Genomic DNA, 13,770 nt, shown 5'->3' with positions numbered 1-13,770 from the left:
GCCGGCGTTGTCCCGGGGCGGCCGCCGTCCGGGCGGCCGCTTTTCTTTTCGAGCATCGCAGACGAGGAACAACCATGGCAGCGCAATTCGGAGCGGAATCCACGACCGACGAGGTGCTCTCCGGCGTGGACCTCACGGGCATGCGCGTATTGGTGACCGGCGTGTCCGCCGGCCTTGGCGTGGAGACCGCCCGCACGCTGGCGGCGCATGGCGCCCAGGTCGTCGGCGCGGCGCGCAATCTGGACAAGGCGCGCAAAGCGACGGAGGCTGTCCGCACGCAGGCCGCCAAGGGCGGCGGTCTGGAACTCGTCGAGCTCGACCTGGCGTCGCTCGCGAGCGTGCGCAAATGCGCCGACGCGCTGGTGGCCGCCGGCAAACCGTTCGACGTCGTCATCGCGAATGCCGGCGTCATGGCCTGCCCCAAGGGCCAGACGGCCGACGGTTTCGAGACGCAGTTCGGGACCAATCACCTGGGGCATTTCGTGCTGGTCAACCGGATCGCGTCGCTCATCAAGGACGGGGGACGCCTGGTCAATCTGTCGTCGTCGGGGCACCGGTTCGCCGATGTCGATCTCGAAGACCCGAATTTCGAGCACACGCCCTATACCGAGTTCGGCGCCTATGGCCGGTCCAAGACGGCCAATGTCCTGTTCGCGGTGGAGTTCGACCGGCGGCACAAGGCCCGGGGCGTGCGCGCCGCGGCGGTGCATCCCGGCGGCATCCAGACCGAACTCGGGCGCTATATGACGGATGAAGTCCGGGATGCCCTGATCAAATCCATCAATGAGAACACGCCCGCCGGTGCACCCGGGTTCAAATGGAAGACGATTCCGCAAGGCGCGGCCACATCGGTGTGGAGCGGCTTCGTCGCGCCGGCGGGCCTGGTCGGCGGGAAGTTCTGCGAGGACTGCCATGTCGCCGAGGTCATGGAAGGCGCGGAATTGCGCGCCGGCGTAAGGGCCTATGCGCTCGATCCCGAGCACGCGAAGGCGCTCTGGGCGAAAAGCGAGGAGATGGTCGGCGAGACGTTCCCGCAATAGGGAATACCGGCACGGGCCGCGGATACGGAACTTTGAAAGCCGTCGACCACCTTCGGGCGACGATTGGAGTATTTGCGGCTTTTGGCGCATCATCCCAAGAACTGCGCCATCTTTTTCCAATAATCATTGTTCAACAAGCGTAGTACGGTCCACCGGCGCGCGCCGGCCTGGAGGGTCGATGCCCCTGAAAGACGAAGACCGGCCGGACGTCTGCTTCGTCGTGCCGCCCTTCGATGCGATCAATTTTCCCGCGCTCGGTCCCTCGGTGCTCGTCGCGGCATGCCGCGCACGCGGCCTGAGAACCGAGCTTCTGTACGGCAGCATGATGCTTGCGTCGCAGATCGGCTACCGGGATTACAAGGCGGTATGCGACTCGCCGATGAGCCTCCAGCTGGGCGAACATCTCTTTCTTCCGCATGCCTATCCCAGGACGCCGGAGCGCCCGCTGACGCAGCCGGCAGGGCTACCGAAAGATCTTCGGCCGCTATACGACAAGCTGGCGCCCGCTATCGGCCCCTATCAGGAGGCACTGGCGCACCGCATCGTCGCGCTCAATCCGCGCATTCTCGGCATCTCTTCGACCTTCCAGCAAAATCTCGCGGCAGCGGGGTTGGCGCGCCTCGTCAAGCAGGCGGCGCCGCACATCGTCGTCGTCATGGGCGGCGCAAACGTCGCCGGTCCCATGGGCACCGGCCTTGCCGGCGTCTTCCCCTGGATCGATCATTTCTTCATCGGCGAAGCCGATTTCGAATTCCCCGAATTCTGCGAGCGCCTGGTCCGCGGCGGCCTCCGGCCGCAAGGCGTGCTGGTCAAATGCGAGCCGATCGACGACTTCACCCGCGTCTTCGCGCCCGACTTTTCCGACTATTTCTCGACGCTGCGGCAGTTCCAGCGCGACGGACTTCTGCCGCCGGAGCTTCCGGAGTTCCTGACGATGGAGAGTTCGCGCGGCTGCTGGTGGGGCCAGAAGCACCACTGCACGTTCTGCGGCCTCAACGGCGAAGGCATGGAGTTCCGCCAGAAGCCCGCCGGCCGCGTGCTGAACGAGATCCGGACGCTGACGGCGCGCTGGGACGCCAAGCGGTTCTTCCTGGCGGACAACATCATGCCGCTCGGCTATTTCAAGACGCTGCTGCCGGCGCTCGCGAACTGGCCCGAGCGCCCCAGGCTGTTCTACGAGGTGAAGGCCAATCTGCGCGACGAGCAGATCCTCATCATGGCCAAGGCCGGGATCGACGCGATCCAGCCGGGCATCGAATCGCTGTCCTCGAATGTCCTGAAATTGATGCGCAAGGGCGTGTCGGGACTGCAAAACCTGTCCCTGCTGCGGTCCTGCAAGTCGATGGGGACACGGGTGGCCTGGAATTATCTGTACGGACTGCCGGGCGAGAGCCTCGAAGACTATGAATCGGTGCTGCGGCTGATGCCGAAGATCGAGCATCTGCAGCCGCCGTCCGGCCTGAACAGGATCATCGTCGACCGTTTCAGCCCCTATCACAACACGCCGGAGCAGTTCGGCATCGAGAGCATTTCCCCCGCCAGGGGCTATGCGGGGCTTTATCCCGCGGACGCGCCGCTCGCCGACATCGCCTATCACTTCTCCGGCAGCTATTCGACGCCGCTGCTGGAGAACAAGGACACGATCGCCAAGCTGCAATTGGCGATCGGCGTGTGGAAGCATCAATGGTCGCGAACGGAGCGCCCGCCGATGCTGCGCCTCATGGACAATGGCGGCCGCGACCTTGCGGTCGCGGATACGCGGCGCATCGCCGTCGCGGGCCTCACCGTCGTGTCCCACAGGATGTTCGAGGTGTTGAAATATTTCGAGCGGCCCCGGCCCGCCGCGGATGTGGACGCCGCGATGGCGGACGACGTCCGGTTTCTCCTCGAACGGAATTTCGTGGTGGAGCATGAGGGGCTGCTGCTGACGGTCGTGACGCGGTCCCATGCATCCGCAAGGCGCGAGGCGCCGCTCTCCGTCGCAGAAGCCGCGGCGGCCTGACGGCATGACGGACGGAACCGGCGCGACCCTCCCCTCTTTCGAAAACGAGCGGGAGACGCTGCGCTCCACCGCCCTGGGCCATGAGGCCGCGGGGCGGGCCGGCGAAGCCCTCGCCGCGGCATGGAGCATCCTCGACACCGCGCCGGACGATCGGCAGACAAAGGCTCTCATCGCACGCCTTCTTCTGGACAGCCCGGATCTGATCGGGCCGGATAGGGCGTCGTCCTTGCATGCCCTGCTGGACGACGCGGATGTCGATCCGTGGTTCATCGGCCCGGCGGGATGGGTCCTCCTTTCGCGCGAGACGCCGCTCTTGCAGGCGTCGGCCGCGCCGGACGATGTCGGGCGGTGGCTGGAGACCAACCTGCTGGCGCAGCGGTTGCTTCGCGAGACGCATGTCGCGAATCTGGATGTCGAGATTTCCCTGACCGCGCTTCGCCGCTGGCTGCTGTTGTCGGGGCGCTGGCCTACGTTTCCGCGTTCGGTCGCGGCGCTGGCAGCGCAGACCGTGCGAAACGGCGGGGCATGGCTTTTCGATGCCGAAGAAGACGAACGCCTCGGCACGGAAGGCGACACGGACGTCGCGCGCGCCTATCGGCCGCCGCCGCCCTACGATGTCGTGCGGCCGGCCCAAGCCGACCCGACGACCCGCGCCGTCGCGGGGCAATACGAGTCCTTTCCTTATCCGGCGTGGTCCCGCGTCATGGTCTCCAAGACCACGACGCTGCCGCGTCTGATCGAGAAGCTCGATCCCGGCGGCCCGCGCGGCACGCCACCCCTGCGCGCGGAAATCCTGGTCGCCGGCTGCGGCACCGGGCGCGAAGCAGCCATCTGGGCGCGTCAATGTCCGGACGCCCACATCACGGCGATCGACATAAGCGAGGCCAGCCTGCGCTATGGGGCAGAGCGTTGCGCCGCGGCGGGATTGCGCAGTATCACGTTTCTCGCGCTCGATCTTCACGACGTCGCGTCGCTGGAAACCCGGTTCGACGCCATCACCTGCAGCGGCGTGCTCCATCACCTGCCCGATCCCGAGGCGGGATGGGAAGCGCTCGTGCGCGTGCTCAAGCCCGGCGGCGTCATGCATGTGATGGTCTACAGCGCGGTGGCGCGGCTGCGCATACGGGCGGCACAGACCCTCATCGCCGATCTGGCGGCGCAGCCTGTCGACGCAGATCTCCTGCGCGCGGTGCGGAGGCGCCTGGTCGAGAAGGCACCGGCCCTGGTCGCGGGATCGCCCGACTTCTACACGCTGGCCAGCGTGTTCGATTTGCTCCTGCACCGGCATGAAATCGCCTTCGACGTGCCGCGCATCATGCGTGCGATCGAGACGCTGGGCCTGGTCTTCCTGGGATACGGTCTGCCGCCGCGCCGACGCGCGGCCCAGCACCGCACCGGCGCACCGATCGGCGCGCTTTACCGGGACATCGCCGCCTGGGCCCGACTGGAACGGGACGATCCGTTCCTGTTTTCGCAAATGTACGAATTCTGGTGCCGCAAGCCGCTTTCGTGACGGCCGTCGCCGGAGCCGCGGCGCGCATCACATATTGCCGCCGCCGGCCCGGCGCAGGAAATGTCCCACCGCCAAGGCACGCATCAGGACGATGCGATAGGACAGCTCGGTCGATTCCCGCTCCCATCCCTCGCGCGGCCAGTCGGCCGCCAATCCTCGCAAGCGCGCCAGGTCGAGCGTCCGGGCCGCGGGGGCGCAATCGCCGAGCCGCGCGATTTCCTCCGCGATCGGGACACGCGCCGCGTCGACGCTTTCGTGCCAATCGGCGCCTTGACGGCCGCGGCGCCGTTCGTTGAGGACGGCGGCGGGGACGCGGTCCGCAAAGGCCCGGCGCGCGAGCGCCCGCGGGATGCCGTTCGCGAGAAACAGCCCCGCCGGTACGCCGAGGCAGAATTCCACCAGCCGGCGGTCCGTCGTCGGATCGCGCTGGTCGATGCCCCAGCCGGCCAGCGTGCCCTTGTTCACGTTTCCCATGTCGACGCGACGAAGCGCCCAAAGCCGGGTCGCAAAGCCGTCCTTGCGCGGCCGATAGGTGAAATCGAGATCGCGCGACCGCGCCCTGCCCTTCAGATCGAGTTCCGCGAGCCGCCCCGGATGGATGCCGGTGTGGGAGGTCACGTCGAGATCCTGGCCCCTCAGCACCCGCTTCAGCCAGGCCCATAGCGAAGGCGGCAATTGCGGGCCGAAGCTGGCGCCGAGCGCTCCCAACCGGCTCATATGTCCGCTGCGGATCACCGCGGCGCATTCGCGATACCAGCTGAGCCAGCGCCCGCGTCCGACATCCTGCGCCAGGCGTTCGACGCCGTTGTAGCTGAGCGTCAGATTTCCCAAATAGCCGGGCAGCAATATGGAGATTTTTCGGCGGCGGATCGCGTCGTTGACGGCGCAGACCCAGGCGCCGTTGGGCAGATCGCGGACCGGCTGTTCGAACAGGAAGAAATAGCGGTCGAGCTCTCCAAGCAGCGCGGTCGCGTCGCCGCTGATCGCGACATGGTCGATGTTCGGATGGAGCGCCGCGGTCAATGCCGCGTGCGGGCTCTCGTCGCTGATGCATGCGCCGTCCGGCCGGGCCGCATAGCCCTCGCGCGGGACCGCGGTCAACGCCATGACGCGCCCTCCCGAACGCGCCATTTCCCTCGCAGCCGTCGCCGTGACGATGGAACTGTCGAGCCCCGCGCTCAGATGCGTCGCGACCGTGCCGGACACGCCGCGCAGCCGCGACCGTACGGCCAGATCGACGTAATGGCGCAACCCCTCCTCATAATCGCCCGCCGTCTTGAAGGATGCGCTCGGGCGCGACGGTTCCCAATAGCGGCGGCTCGCGACGCCGCTCGCATCGACCGTGACGACATGGCCGGGCTCGACGCGCTCGATGCCGGCGAAGTAGGACGGTGAGCCCGTTTCCGGCAGCAGGACGACGAATTCCGCCACGCGGTCCTCGTCCGGCGCGCGCGGGATCTCGGCCAGGGCATGCAGGCCCTTGGGCATGGTCGCAAAGGCGAACAGGCCGGCGCCGCGGTGGTAGTGAAGCGGCCGCTGGCCCAGAGGATCGCGCGCCAGCACGAGGCGGCGGCGCTGCATATCCCAGACCGCGAAGGCGAAGTCGCCGACGATGCGGTCGAGGCATCCGACATCCCAGCGCTCGAAGGCCGCCAGCAGGATCGCCGCATCGCAGAGTGTGCGTGCGAACGTCGGCGACAGGCCGAGCGCGGAGACAAGGTCGTCGCGGTTGTCGAGCCGGATGTCAGCCACGAGAACAAGCTTGCCGGACGAGCCGACCAGGGGCTGCATGTCATGAACGTCTTCAGGCAGCAGCCGAAACAGCGCCCGGCCGACGGCGACGAAACCGTCGTCCCATCGATCCGCCGTATCGGGTCCGTAGATTTTCTGTGCCGCCAGCATGCGGGCGCAGGCCGGCGCCGCGTCGCTCCGGCCGTCGAGACGCCACATGCCGGCGATGGCGGTCACCTTTAGGGCCCCGGCGGGGTATTCGCCGGAAGCGCGTCGATCAAACCCTCCGCGCGCAAGCCTTCGAGCAGATCGAGGACGTCGCTCTGGCAGATGGCCGGCGCAACGTCATATTCCTTGGAAAGAATCGCGCAGATGTCCAAGACGCAAACCGGCGAGGCGGCCAGCTCCCAGACGCGCGAGCCGACCTTGTTCAGTCCGTAGCAGGTACCTTTTTCGATGTGCAGGGCGACGATCTCGCCATTGACCTCGGCCTGAACAAGGTTGCTGCTGCGCACGACGCGAGACGCCGACGTCAGCGGCGGTTTGTTGTCCATTCAGATGCAGCCTCGGGTCGACGCGCGCCTATCGCAGGCGGGCGCGCTCAACTCAGTAGGATCAGAATTTCGGGACCGAATTGGATTCCGGTTTCCGCTTCATCGGCGCCGATCCGATGGAAGCTGGGTTTCTCATAAACCGCGCGTGCCGAAGGTGACACGCCCGCCCATTCCCGCTGCTCGTCGCTTCTTGCCATTGCGTATTCCTTCAGGTTGTAGGGATAACAAGTATAGTCACAAGACTATACGGTCAAGAGAACGGTAAAGTTCCACTATAAAAGCGGTGGAACACATTAATTCACGCCATCGACAAATAGTTCGGCGAACCAAGCTTCACGCATACCACGTGCCTGCAGATGCCGACCGCCGTCAAGAGGATGCCGCGTGGCCCGACTCGGCGGACGGAAATCTCGCCAGGACGGCCAAGCCTTCCGCCGCTTGTCCTCCCACGACGGGCACATCGCGATCGCACACCCACACATGCGCCACGATTCCCTTCGCGGCGTCGGGCGCGGCGCCGTAGTAAAGAACGGATGGGACTCGGCGGCGGCGCAGCATCCATTGCGCCGCCAGCCCTTGCGGAAAACAAAGCGGATGCCAGGGAAGGCGACCGGCGCAGGTGGTCACCGACCAGCGGATGCGTGCGCAGGTGGCGTGCCGCTCCGCGCCGGAACGCGCCGGACCGCGCGCGATGTGGCGCGCGGTGGCCATGACGGTCCGGAAGGGCAAAATCCTGATCGCCAGGCTCGCCACGGACAGCGCCACCAGCGTCTCGCACAGAAGCAGTCGTTTGCCCGCGCTCGCCGCCGCGAGCTCGCGAAGGCGGAATGGTCTCACAACGCGCGATCCGCCATTGCGTCGTCGAGGATGTGGTCTTCGAGCCGCGCCGCTTCCGCCGCCAGCAAGCCGAAATCGTGCGGCCAGGGAACGCGGAAAACCGGCACGCTTGCCAGCAGCGCGATGCCGTTTGCGAAGCGCTGCCGCGCGCCGTCCATCAGGCCGAGATATTCGCGGCGAAAGGTCTGTTCCATGACCGCTTCCAGGGCGTCGGAGCCCGTGAGCCGCGAAATCCCGGGCCGCGTTCCGCGCCCGGCATCGGACAGAACGTAGATTCGCTCGAGCGGCAGGCCTTCCAGCGCCGCGTGCAATTTGACCGGCCAATGGTATTTTTCCAGGCCGTCGGCGACCTGTTCCAGCCGTTCCACGTCCCGGCCCGAAGCTTCCGCCGAATCCCGCCACAGCCGCAGCCGCGGGATACCTGGCCATGCGAGCGGGGCGCCCTCGTCCGGAAAGCTCACGGCGCAGACATCGTCGGACAGGATCTCGTAGCCCTTGTCGTGGTAATGCGCGGCGAGCGTCGATTTTCCGGCGCCCGAGCAGCCCGCAATGGCGACGACCCGGCCGCGCATCACGACGGCATTGGCGTGCAGCGGCAGCAAGGCGCGCTGATGGCACAACATGCCGAGCGCCGCGCCGAGCAGATAGACGCGGACGTCGCGCTCCGACGCGCCGGGCAGCGCGTCGACAACGATCTCATTGCCGGCCCGCATGCGGAAGCGCGCGATATCGCCGACGGCGAGCTGGATTTCATTGTCGCCGACCTGGATGATGGGGCCGCGATAGCGGGCGCCCGGGAGGTCAGGGTCCAGGCCCGCCCATCGGATTTCGACGACAGGTCCGGGACAGCCGGCGCCGTCGACGCACACGGCCAGCTCAAGGATCGGGCGTTCGGACCGAATGCAGAGGCCGAGAGCGAAATAGGTCCATGGCAGTTCCATCTGCATCATCTCGCCGGCGCAAGCTGCGCCGCTGCCGATTGTGCGCTGAACCCAACGCCCCTACTCAAGCAACAATTCCGACGTTCAATGGTTCCAATATTCGCCGGTATTGTTGCGCCTGTCCCGCTGGCGACGCCGCAATGTCGGATATCAGACTTAGTCGCTCAGCGTCATCTTTATCGGCGGCGCGCGAAAGACCCGCGTCGGCAGGCCTTCCATCCGCGCCTTGAGCTGCAATGCGAGGTGCAGCGAATGGAAGCGGCTCTGCATGAGATTGCCGCCCTGGAACCAGAGTCCCTCCTGCGCCGTCGGCTTCCACATGTTGCGCAGCTCGCCTTCCCAGGGACCGGGATCGCCCTCGGTGCCCGAGCCCAACCCCCAGCAGGGCCCGACCTTGCGCGCGATCTCGGGCGAAACGAGATGGCTGGTCCATTCGTGCATGGGCCGATAGCCGGTCGCATAAACGATGACATCGGCCGGCAGGAAGGTACCGTCCGCCAGGCGCAAACCGTCCTCGACGATCTCGGCGATCTCGCCGTGGCGGACCGCGATCTCGCCGCCGGCGATCAGATCCGAACCGCCGACGTCGATGTAATAGCCCGCGGCGCGGCGATAATACGCCATGAAGAAGCCGGTCTCGTCTTCGCCGTGCCAGAGCCGGAAGCCACTCTTTTCCAGGCGCGTGTAGAAATCGGCGTCGATCTTCCGCAGATGGTCGGCAAAGCCTTTCTCGAACGCCGTGCGCGGGCGGAACGGCATGGTCGCGCCCATGAGATCGGCAAGGTCGACGTCCGCGCCGGGCTGCGCGTAGTAGATGTCCTTGGAGACCTCGCGCATCGTGTCGGCGCGCACCACGATGGTAGGAGAGCGCTGGATCATCGTCACCCGCGCATCGTGTTCCCAGAGATCGACGCAGATGTCATGCGCCGAATTGTTCGAGCCGATGACGACGCAGCGCTTGCCGGCCAGGCCGACGCCGCTGCCATGGTCGGCCGAATGATAGTGCTTGCCGCCGAAGCGCTCGGCGCCGGGAATCGCGGGAATATGCTTCGCGCCCGAAAGGCCGGTGGCGAGGACGAACTGCCTGGGCCGGAGCGTCAGCGTTTCGCCGCCGCGCTCGACGGTGACGGTCCATTCGCCCGTCTTCGCGTCATGGCGGGCGGCGGTGCCCAGCGCACCGCCCCAGAAATCGATCTCCATCGCCTTGGCATAGATCTCCAGCCAATCGGCGATCTTGTCCTTGGACGAGTAAAGCGGCCAATGGTCGGGAAAGGGCAGATAGGGGAAGTGGTCGAGGAAGACCGGATCGTGCAGATAGAGCGAGTGATAGCGCGCGCGCCAGCTGTCGCCGGGCCTTTCCAGCGCGTCGATCACCAAGGCGGACACGCCGAGGCGCTTGAGGCGCGCCGCGAGCATCAGTCCGTTCTGGCCACCGCCGACGATGAGGCAATAGGGCTGGACGCTGTGCCCGAGCGTGCGGGCGGTCGCCTCCCGCTCGTCGCGCCAGGTCCGGCGGCCCCTGCCGGCGCGATGCGCGATGCCGTCGGGGCGGCGCGGTCCGCCGATCTCTTCATGGCCGATGAGCTCGATCATGGCGGTGAGAAGGATATGGGCGCGGCCGTCGCGAAGCTGGACATGGCCGCGGCAGCGCGCGGTCGCGGTCTCGAAGGTGAACCAGCCCTGCGTCTCGTCGGTCATCGGCAGCGCGGGAACGTCGGGCGCGAAACCGCCGGCGCCGATGGAACCCGCCTGCTCCCGGACCATGGCGGCGATCGCGTCGCGCCCCTCGAGCGTCACGATGTTCCAAGTGAAGGCCAGCAGGTCGCGCCAGTAGCAGTCCTCGCCGAACAACGCACTCCACTCTGCCCGCGCCGGGGCCGCGAGCGCCGCCGCGAAGCGCGCCACCCAGTCCCGCACGGACGGCGGAGTCGTGCCTGTCGCGGTCGCCATGTCGTCGTCCGTCCTTCTATCCCTGGCCAGCCTCGTCCGGCGGCTCGGCGTCAATGGTACGCGCAGATGATTTCGCCATCCCGCTGCATGTTATGCGCGCACCCGCCGGGATTCTGCCCGGTGATCCGATATGCGCGCTTGTAGGGATAAAATCCTGGTGCCAGAAGAGAACCCGCAAAAGTCCTGTAACCAGCTGACATCTAATAATTGTGTCTCCAGCGGAGTGTTGCCGTACCCAGACTGTACGCAGAAATCTTCCGGTCGCCGGCGGTCGAATCCGGAGATTCCGCTCATTTAGAGACCGATCTCTATCGGCCGCAAGCGGACATAGGGGTTCCGGCAAGCCCGCATTCACCTAGTGTGAGACGTGCTATCCATGCGCCTCCTTCGTTGTGATGAAGAGCTGTTCGCGCGGAACGTCGCTTTTCTTGATTCCACGCCCAACCGCTTCCTCGTTCAAGTAGGACGCTGCGGTGTCAATGAGCCGATAGCCGACTTCGATGGCATCGCTGACGCTGCGCTCGCATTCCGCTAGATCGCGCATCTGAAACACGCCAAAGCCAAGCGCGGGCATTTCGACGCCGTTATTTCAAGACTCCCGCTGAACGACCTGCCCATTGAGTCTCGTCTCGAGCCACAAGCCTTTGCAGCCTGGCGGCAACTCATCCGCAGTCACCGGCTCCGGCCCGAAGCCGCCCGTGCTGTCAAAGGTCTTTCCCATCGTCCATTGTGCCGACTTGCGCTGATAGTCCCGGATCGAACCGTCGTTGAACACCGAGTATCCGGCGATGCGCTCCAGGGCATCGGCTTCAGGGATATGTCGGCCTCCCCGGCCAACAATGACGGCCAGTTCGCCCTCATAGTCCAGTTGTTCCGACGCGTTCGGGCGCACGATTGGGGCGCGATGCGCAACCAAACTCGCGGGATAGCGCGCGAACACGGCAGGATAGACCGGGCGCCGAAATCCCGTCTCCTCGGAGTGTGCGGCGTAGTTGAGGCCGATGCAGATGATTTTGGACGGCCGCGGAATCACAGTGAGAAACGCAACGGCATCGGCGGAGATTACAGGCTGCGACGAAAGCCTGGCTGCCGCTTGTTCCTGGGCGCAACTGCCTTTCGCGACAAGGGTCAGAAGGTCCGCGCCCAGATCTGCTATCGGCAGTCCCCGATAACCGCCTGCTGCGGCGATCCCGACAGATTCGGCACCGTCCGGCGTCCGATATGAGATCCATCGCATTTCGGCGCTTCCTCCTTAGGCATGGACAGCGGAATTTCTCATGAGCAGTCGCCTGAGAGCCTTCGTTTGGTCAGCGCTCAGGGACCTTGAGTCCGTTCGTTCAAGAGAAGGTCCGCCACCTGCTTTGGGTGCGTGACAATCGCAGCATGTCCGGCGGCAAGCTCCGTATAGCGCCAGTCGGAGCGCGCTCTCGCATAGGCCGCGTGGTGCTCCACCTGCGGAAATGGCGGATCGGTGCATCTCACATATGTGACCGGGAGGCCGTTTCCGATGGGTCGAGAAAGCTTCAAGGCCGTCTTGTCGACGCTCAAGGGCTGTGGGGTCATGAGGCGGTTCATCCAATCGCGGATCGCCGGATCGGGCACGCCGAATTGCTCCGCAGGTGGCGGCGGCACGCTGATGCCGCCGTCGAAATTCACGGCCGACGCAATTCGTCTTGCCCGTTCCTCGGGCGGCATTGCATCCAGCCGGCTTGTCGCCTCGATGGGCAGTCCGCCATCAATGAAGACGAGCTTTCTAATTCGATTGGGGACCCGGTCGGCGACGCCGCTGGCTGAGCGCGCGCCGTAGCTGTATCCAACCAGAACGATGTCGCTCAAGTCTTCGAACAGTATGACGTTCATGACGTCCGCGACGAATGTTTCGATGTCGATCGTGGGCGACATCAAATGCCTTCGTTCTCCCAGGCCGGTCAGGGTCGGCGTGAAAACCTGACATCCTCGGGACCGAAGAATGCTCGCCACGGGTCCCCAGCACCACGCACCCATATAGGCGCCGTGCACGAGCACGTAGGGCGGGGAGTCGCCGCTCATGCTTTCGGCATCCGACAGGTCACTTGAAGCCTGGCATCACGACGAAATTGGCAAGGCCGCTTTCACGGTCACTCAAAGATGCCATCATCTTGTTCACGTCCTGCAGCGCGTAGCGCTTGTGCTCGAATTTGGAGAGATTCAGCGTTCCGGCATCGGCCATCGCCGCCATGTCTTCGCCCTCCGCCACCGTGAACCAAGCCGATCCCTTCCATTGCAATGCGTTGCACATGAACCAGACGGGATCGAGCGGCAGCGTTTCCGCCATCGCACCGATGCTGACACCGCATCCCCCGCGGCGGAGGGACTTGATCGCATCCATGGTGACGCCGACAGGCGCGCCGGTTGGCAGCGCGTCGATCAACATATCCGCGCCTGCACCGCCGGTCCGATCGCGCACCCAGGCTTCGAGCGGCTGCGTGCCGTAGGACAAAACGTCGATCCTGCGAGGATCCCAGTTTCGGACGAGGTCGAGCACGGCGGCGTTGCGCGCGACCGCAAAGATCTTCGTTACGCCCATTCCCAAGGCGAGCAGGACGGCACCGACGCCGAGCGTCCCCGTCGCACCGAGTATGATGGCCGACTTTCCCGGTCCAGCATGTCCCTGGCGCAGAGCTGCATACGAAGTACCGAGATAGCCGAACCGCGCGCCGGCTTCGAAGCTGATGCTGTCGGGAAGCTTCACGAGCGACCGCACCGGCGCGACCATGAACTCGGCCAGGCCGCCGTCCGGGTATTGTTCGAACACGCGCGACGAGCCCGCACCGAACCCAAAATAGCCTTGGAAGGTTACGGAATCGCACGCGATCGGCTCGCCGCTGCGGCACGCCTTGCAGCCGCCGCACGACCGCTGCGGATTCACGTACACGCGGTCGCCCGGCGCGATGCCAAGCACCTGCGAACCGACCTCGGCAACGACGCCCGAGACGTCCAAACCGAACGTTGCCGGAAGCTTGGGGAGCGGCAGGTAGGGAAACCATTCCGCGTAGTGCGTGATGACGTTGGCGAGGTTGGGCACCACGTTGCACGCGCGCACGGATATCAGGACATCGGTGGGCCGGGGTACCGGCACGGGCACTTCCTCCAGCGAGAATGGTTTGCCGAACTCATGCAACCGCGCCGCCAGCATTGTCTTGGTCATCTGTCCTCCCGCTTT

At 65.7% G+C, this 13,770-nt stretch carries 13 protein-coding genes; 3 read left to right on the top strand and 10 right to left on the bottom strand.

Translation table 11 applies throughout. The features are described from left to right. Window positions 1-74: 74 nt before the first annotated feature. The 3 genes from WDN01_03210 to WDN01_03200 all read left to right on the top strand — a co-directional run bounded on the left by WDN01_03210 (window position 75) and on the right by WDN01_03200 (window position 4,555). Window positions 75-1,040, top strand: a complete 966-nt coding sequence (locus WDN01_03210; protein MEJ0025015.1) for an SDR family NAD(P)-dependent oxidoreductase — start codon at window positions 75-77, stop codon at window positions 1,038-1,040. Between the two features lie 178 nt (window positions 1,041-1,218). Beyond that, complete coding sequence (locus WDN01_03205; protein MEJ0025014.1) at window positions 1,219-3,042, top strand: RiPP maturation radical SAM C-methyltransferase; 1,824 nt, start codon at window positions 1,219-1,221, stop codon at window positions 3,040-3,042. A 4-nt stretch (window positions 3,043-3,046) separates the two neighbouring features. Next, window positions 3,047-4,555, top strand: coding sequence for a methyltransferase (locus tag WDN01_03200; GenBank protein ID MEJ0025013.1), 1,509 nt, complete (start codon window positions 3,047-3,049; stop codon window positions 4,553-4,555). Window positions 4,556-4,582: 27 nt separating this feature from the next. Here the strand turns inward: WDN01_03200 and WDN01_03195 are convergent, their stop codons facing one another. The 10 genes from WDN01_03195 to WDN01_03150 form a co-directional block, all read right to left on the bottom strand. After that, window positions 4,583-6,523: an asparagine synthase-related protein gene (locus WDN01_03195; GenBank protein MEJ0025012.1), complete on the bottom strand. Its 1,941-nt coding sequence runs from the start codon at window positions 6,521-6,523 to the stop codon at window positions 4,583-4,585. A 2-nt stretch (window positions 6,524-6,525) separates the two neighbouring features. After that, on the bottom strand, window positions 6,526-6,840 hold the full coding sequence (locus WDN01_03190; protein ID MEJ0025011.1) for a PqqD family peptide modification chaperone: 315 nt from the start codon (window positions 6,838-6,840) through the stop codon (window positions 6,526-6,528). A 47-nt stretch (window positions 6,841-6,887) separates the two neighbouring features. Beyond that, entirely contained in the window at window positions 6,888-7,037 is a 150-nt protein-coding gene (locus tag WDN01_03185; GenBank protein MEJ0025010.1) for a hypothetical protein, read from the bottom strand. Window positions 7,038-7,209: 172 nt separating this feature from the next. Continuing rightward, entirely contained in the window at window positions 7,210-7,677 is a 468-nt protein-coding gene (locus WDN01_03180; protein MEJ0025009.1) for a lasso peptide biosynthesis B2 protein, read from the bottom strand. Further along, window positions 7,674-8,618, bottom strand: coding sequence for a hypothetical protein (locus tag WDN01_03175; protein ID MEJ0025008.1), 945 nt, complete (start codon window positions 8,616-8,618; stop codon window positions 7,674-7,676). The genes WDN01_03180 and WDN01_03175 overlap by 4 nt, the downstream gene beginning before the upstream one ends. 156 nt (window positions 8,619-8,774) lie before the next feature. Further along, window positions 8,775-10,568, bottom strand: a complete 1,794-nt coding sequence (locus WDN01_03170; protein MEJ0025007.1) for an NAD(P)/FAD-dependent oxidoreductase — start codon at window positions 10,566-10,568, stop codon at window positions 8,775-8,777. A gap of 370 nt (window positions 10,569-10,938) precedes the next feature. After that, window positions 10,939-11,142 (bottom strand): aldo/keto reductase, encoded by a 204-nt coding sequence (locus WDN01_03165; GenBank protein ID MEJ0025006.1) that lies wholly within the window; start codon window positions 11,140-11,142, stop codon window positions 10,939-10,941. 15 nt (window positions 11,143-11,157) lie between these two features. Then, complete coding sequence (locus tag WDN01_03160; protein MEJ0025005.1) at window positions 11,158-11,805, bottom strand: fumarylacetoacetate hydrolase family protein; 648 nt, start codon at window positions 11,803-11,805, stop codon at window positions 11,158-11,160. A gap of 77 nt (window positions 11,806-11,882) precedes the next feature. Then, complete coding sequence (locus WDN01_03155) at window positions 11,883-12,617, bottom strand: alpha/beta hydrolase (GenBank protein MEJ0025004.1); 735 nt, start codon at window positions 12,615-12,617, stop codon at window positions 11,883-11,885. 19 nt (window positions 12,618-12,636) lie between these two features. Next, the gene (locus WDN01_03150; protein MEJ0025003.1) at window positions 12,637-13,755 is read right to left on the bottom strand and encodes an alcohol dehydrogenase catalytic domain-containing protein; all 1,119 of its coding nucleotides are present in this window, start codon (window positions 13,753-13,755) and stop codon (window positions 12,637-12,639) included. Window positions 13,756-13,770: the final 15 nt, after the last annotated feature.

The sequence above is a fragment of the Rhizomicrobium sp. genome, assembly GCA_037200985.1.
GTDB lineage: Bacteria > Pseudomonadota > Alphaproteobacteria > Micropepsales > Micropepsaceae > Rhizomicrobium.
This window is presented reverse-complemented; position numbering and strand designations above follow the sequence as displayed.

Excerpts from the sequence above, each read along its gene's own strand:
- WDN01_03160 (MEJ0025005.1), bottom strand. The coding sequence starts at position 11,805 with ATGCGATGGATCTCATATCGGACGCCGGACGGTGCCGAATCTGTCGGG.
- WDN01_03205 (MEJ0025014.1), top strand. The coding sequence starts at position 1,219 with ATGCCCCTGAAAGACGAAGACCGGCCGGACGTCTGCTTCGTCGTGCCG.
- WDN01_03165 (MEJ0025006.1), bottom strand. The coding sequence starts at position 11,142 with ATGCCCGCGCTTGGCTTTGGCGTGTTTCAGATGCGCGATCTAGCGGAA.
- WDN01_03185 (MEJ0025010.1), bottom strand. The coding sequence starts at position 7,037 with ATGGCAAGAAGCGACGAGCAGCGGGAATGGGCGGGCGTGTCACCTTCG.
- WDN01_03190 (MEJ0025011.1), bottom strand. The coding sequence starts at position 6,840 with ATGGACAACAAACCGCCGCTGACGTCGGCGTCTCGCGTCGTGCGCAGC.
- WDN01_03200 (MEJ0025013.1), top strand. The coding sequence starts at position 3,047 with ATGACGGACGGAACCGGCGCGACCCTCCCCTCTTTCGAAAACGAGCGG.
- WDN01_03150 (MEJ0025003.1), bottom strand. The coding sequence starts at position 13,755 with ATGACCAAGACAATGCTGGCGGCGCGGTTGCATGAGTTCGGCAAACCA.
- WDN01_03155 (MEJ0025004.1), bottom strand. The coding sequence starts at position 12,617 with ATGAGCGGCGACTCCCCGCCCTACGTGCTCGTGCACGGCGCCTATATG.
- WDN01_03170 (MEJ0025007.1), bottom strand. The coding sequence starts at position 10,568 with ATGGCGACCGCGACAGGCACGACTCCGCCGTCCGTGCGGGACTGGGTG.
- WDN01_03210 (MEJ0025015.1), top strand. The coding sequence starts at position 75 with ATGGCAGCGCAATTCGGAGCGGAATCCACGACCGACGAGGTGCTCTCC.
- WDN01_03175 (MEJ0025008.1), bottom strand. The coding sequence starts at position 8,618 with ATGGAACTGCCATGGACCTATTTCGCTCTCGGCCTCTGCATTCGGTCC.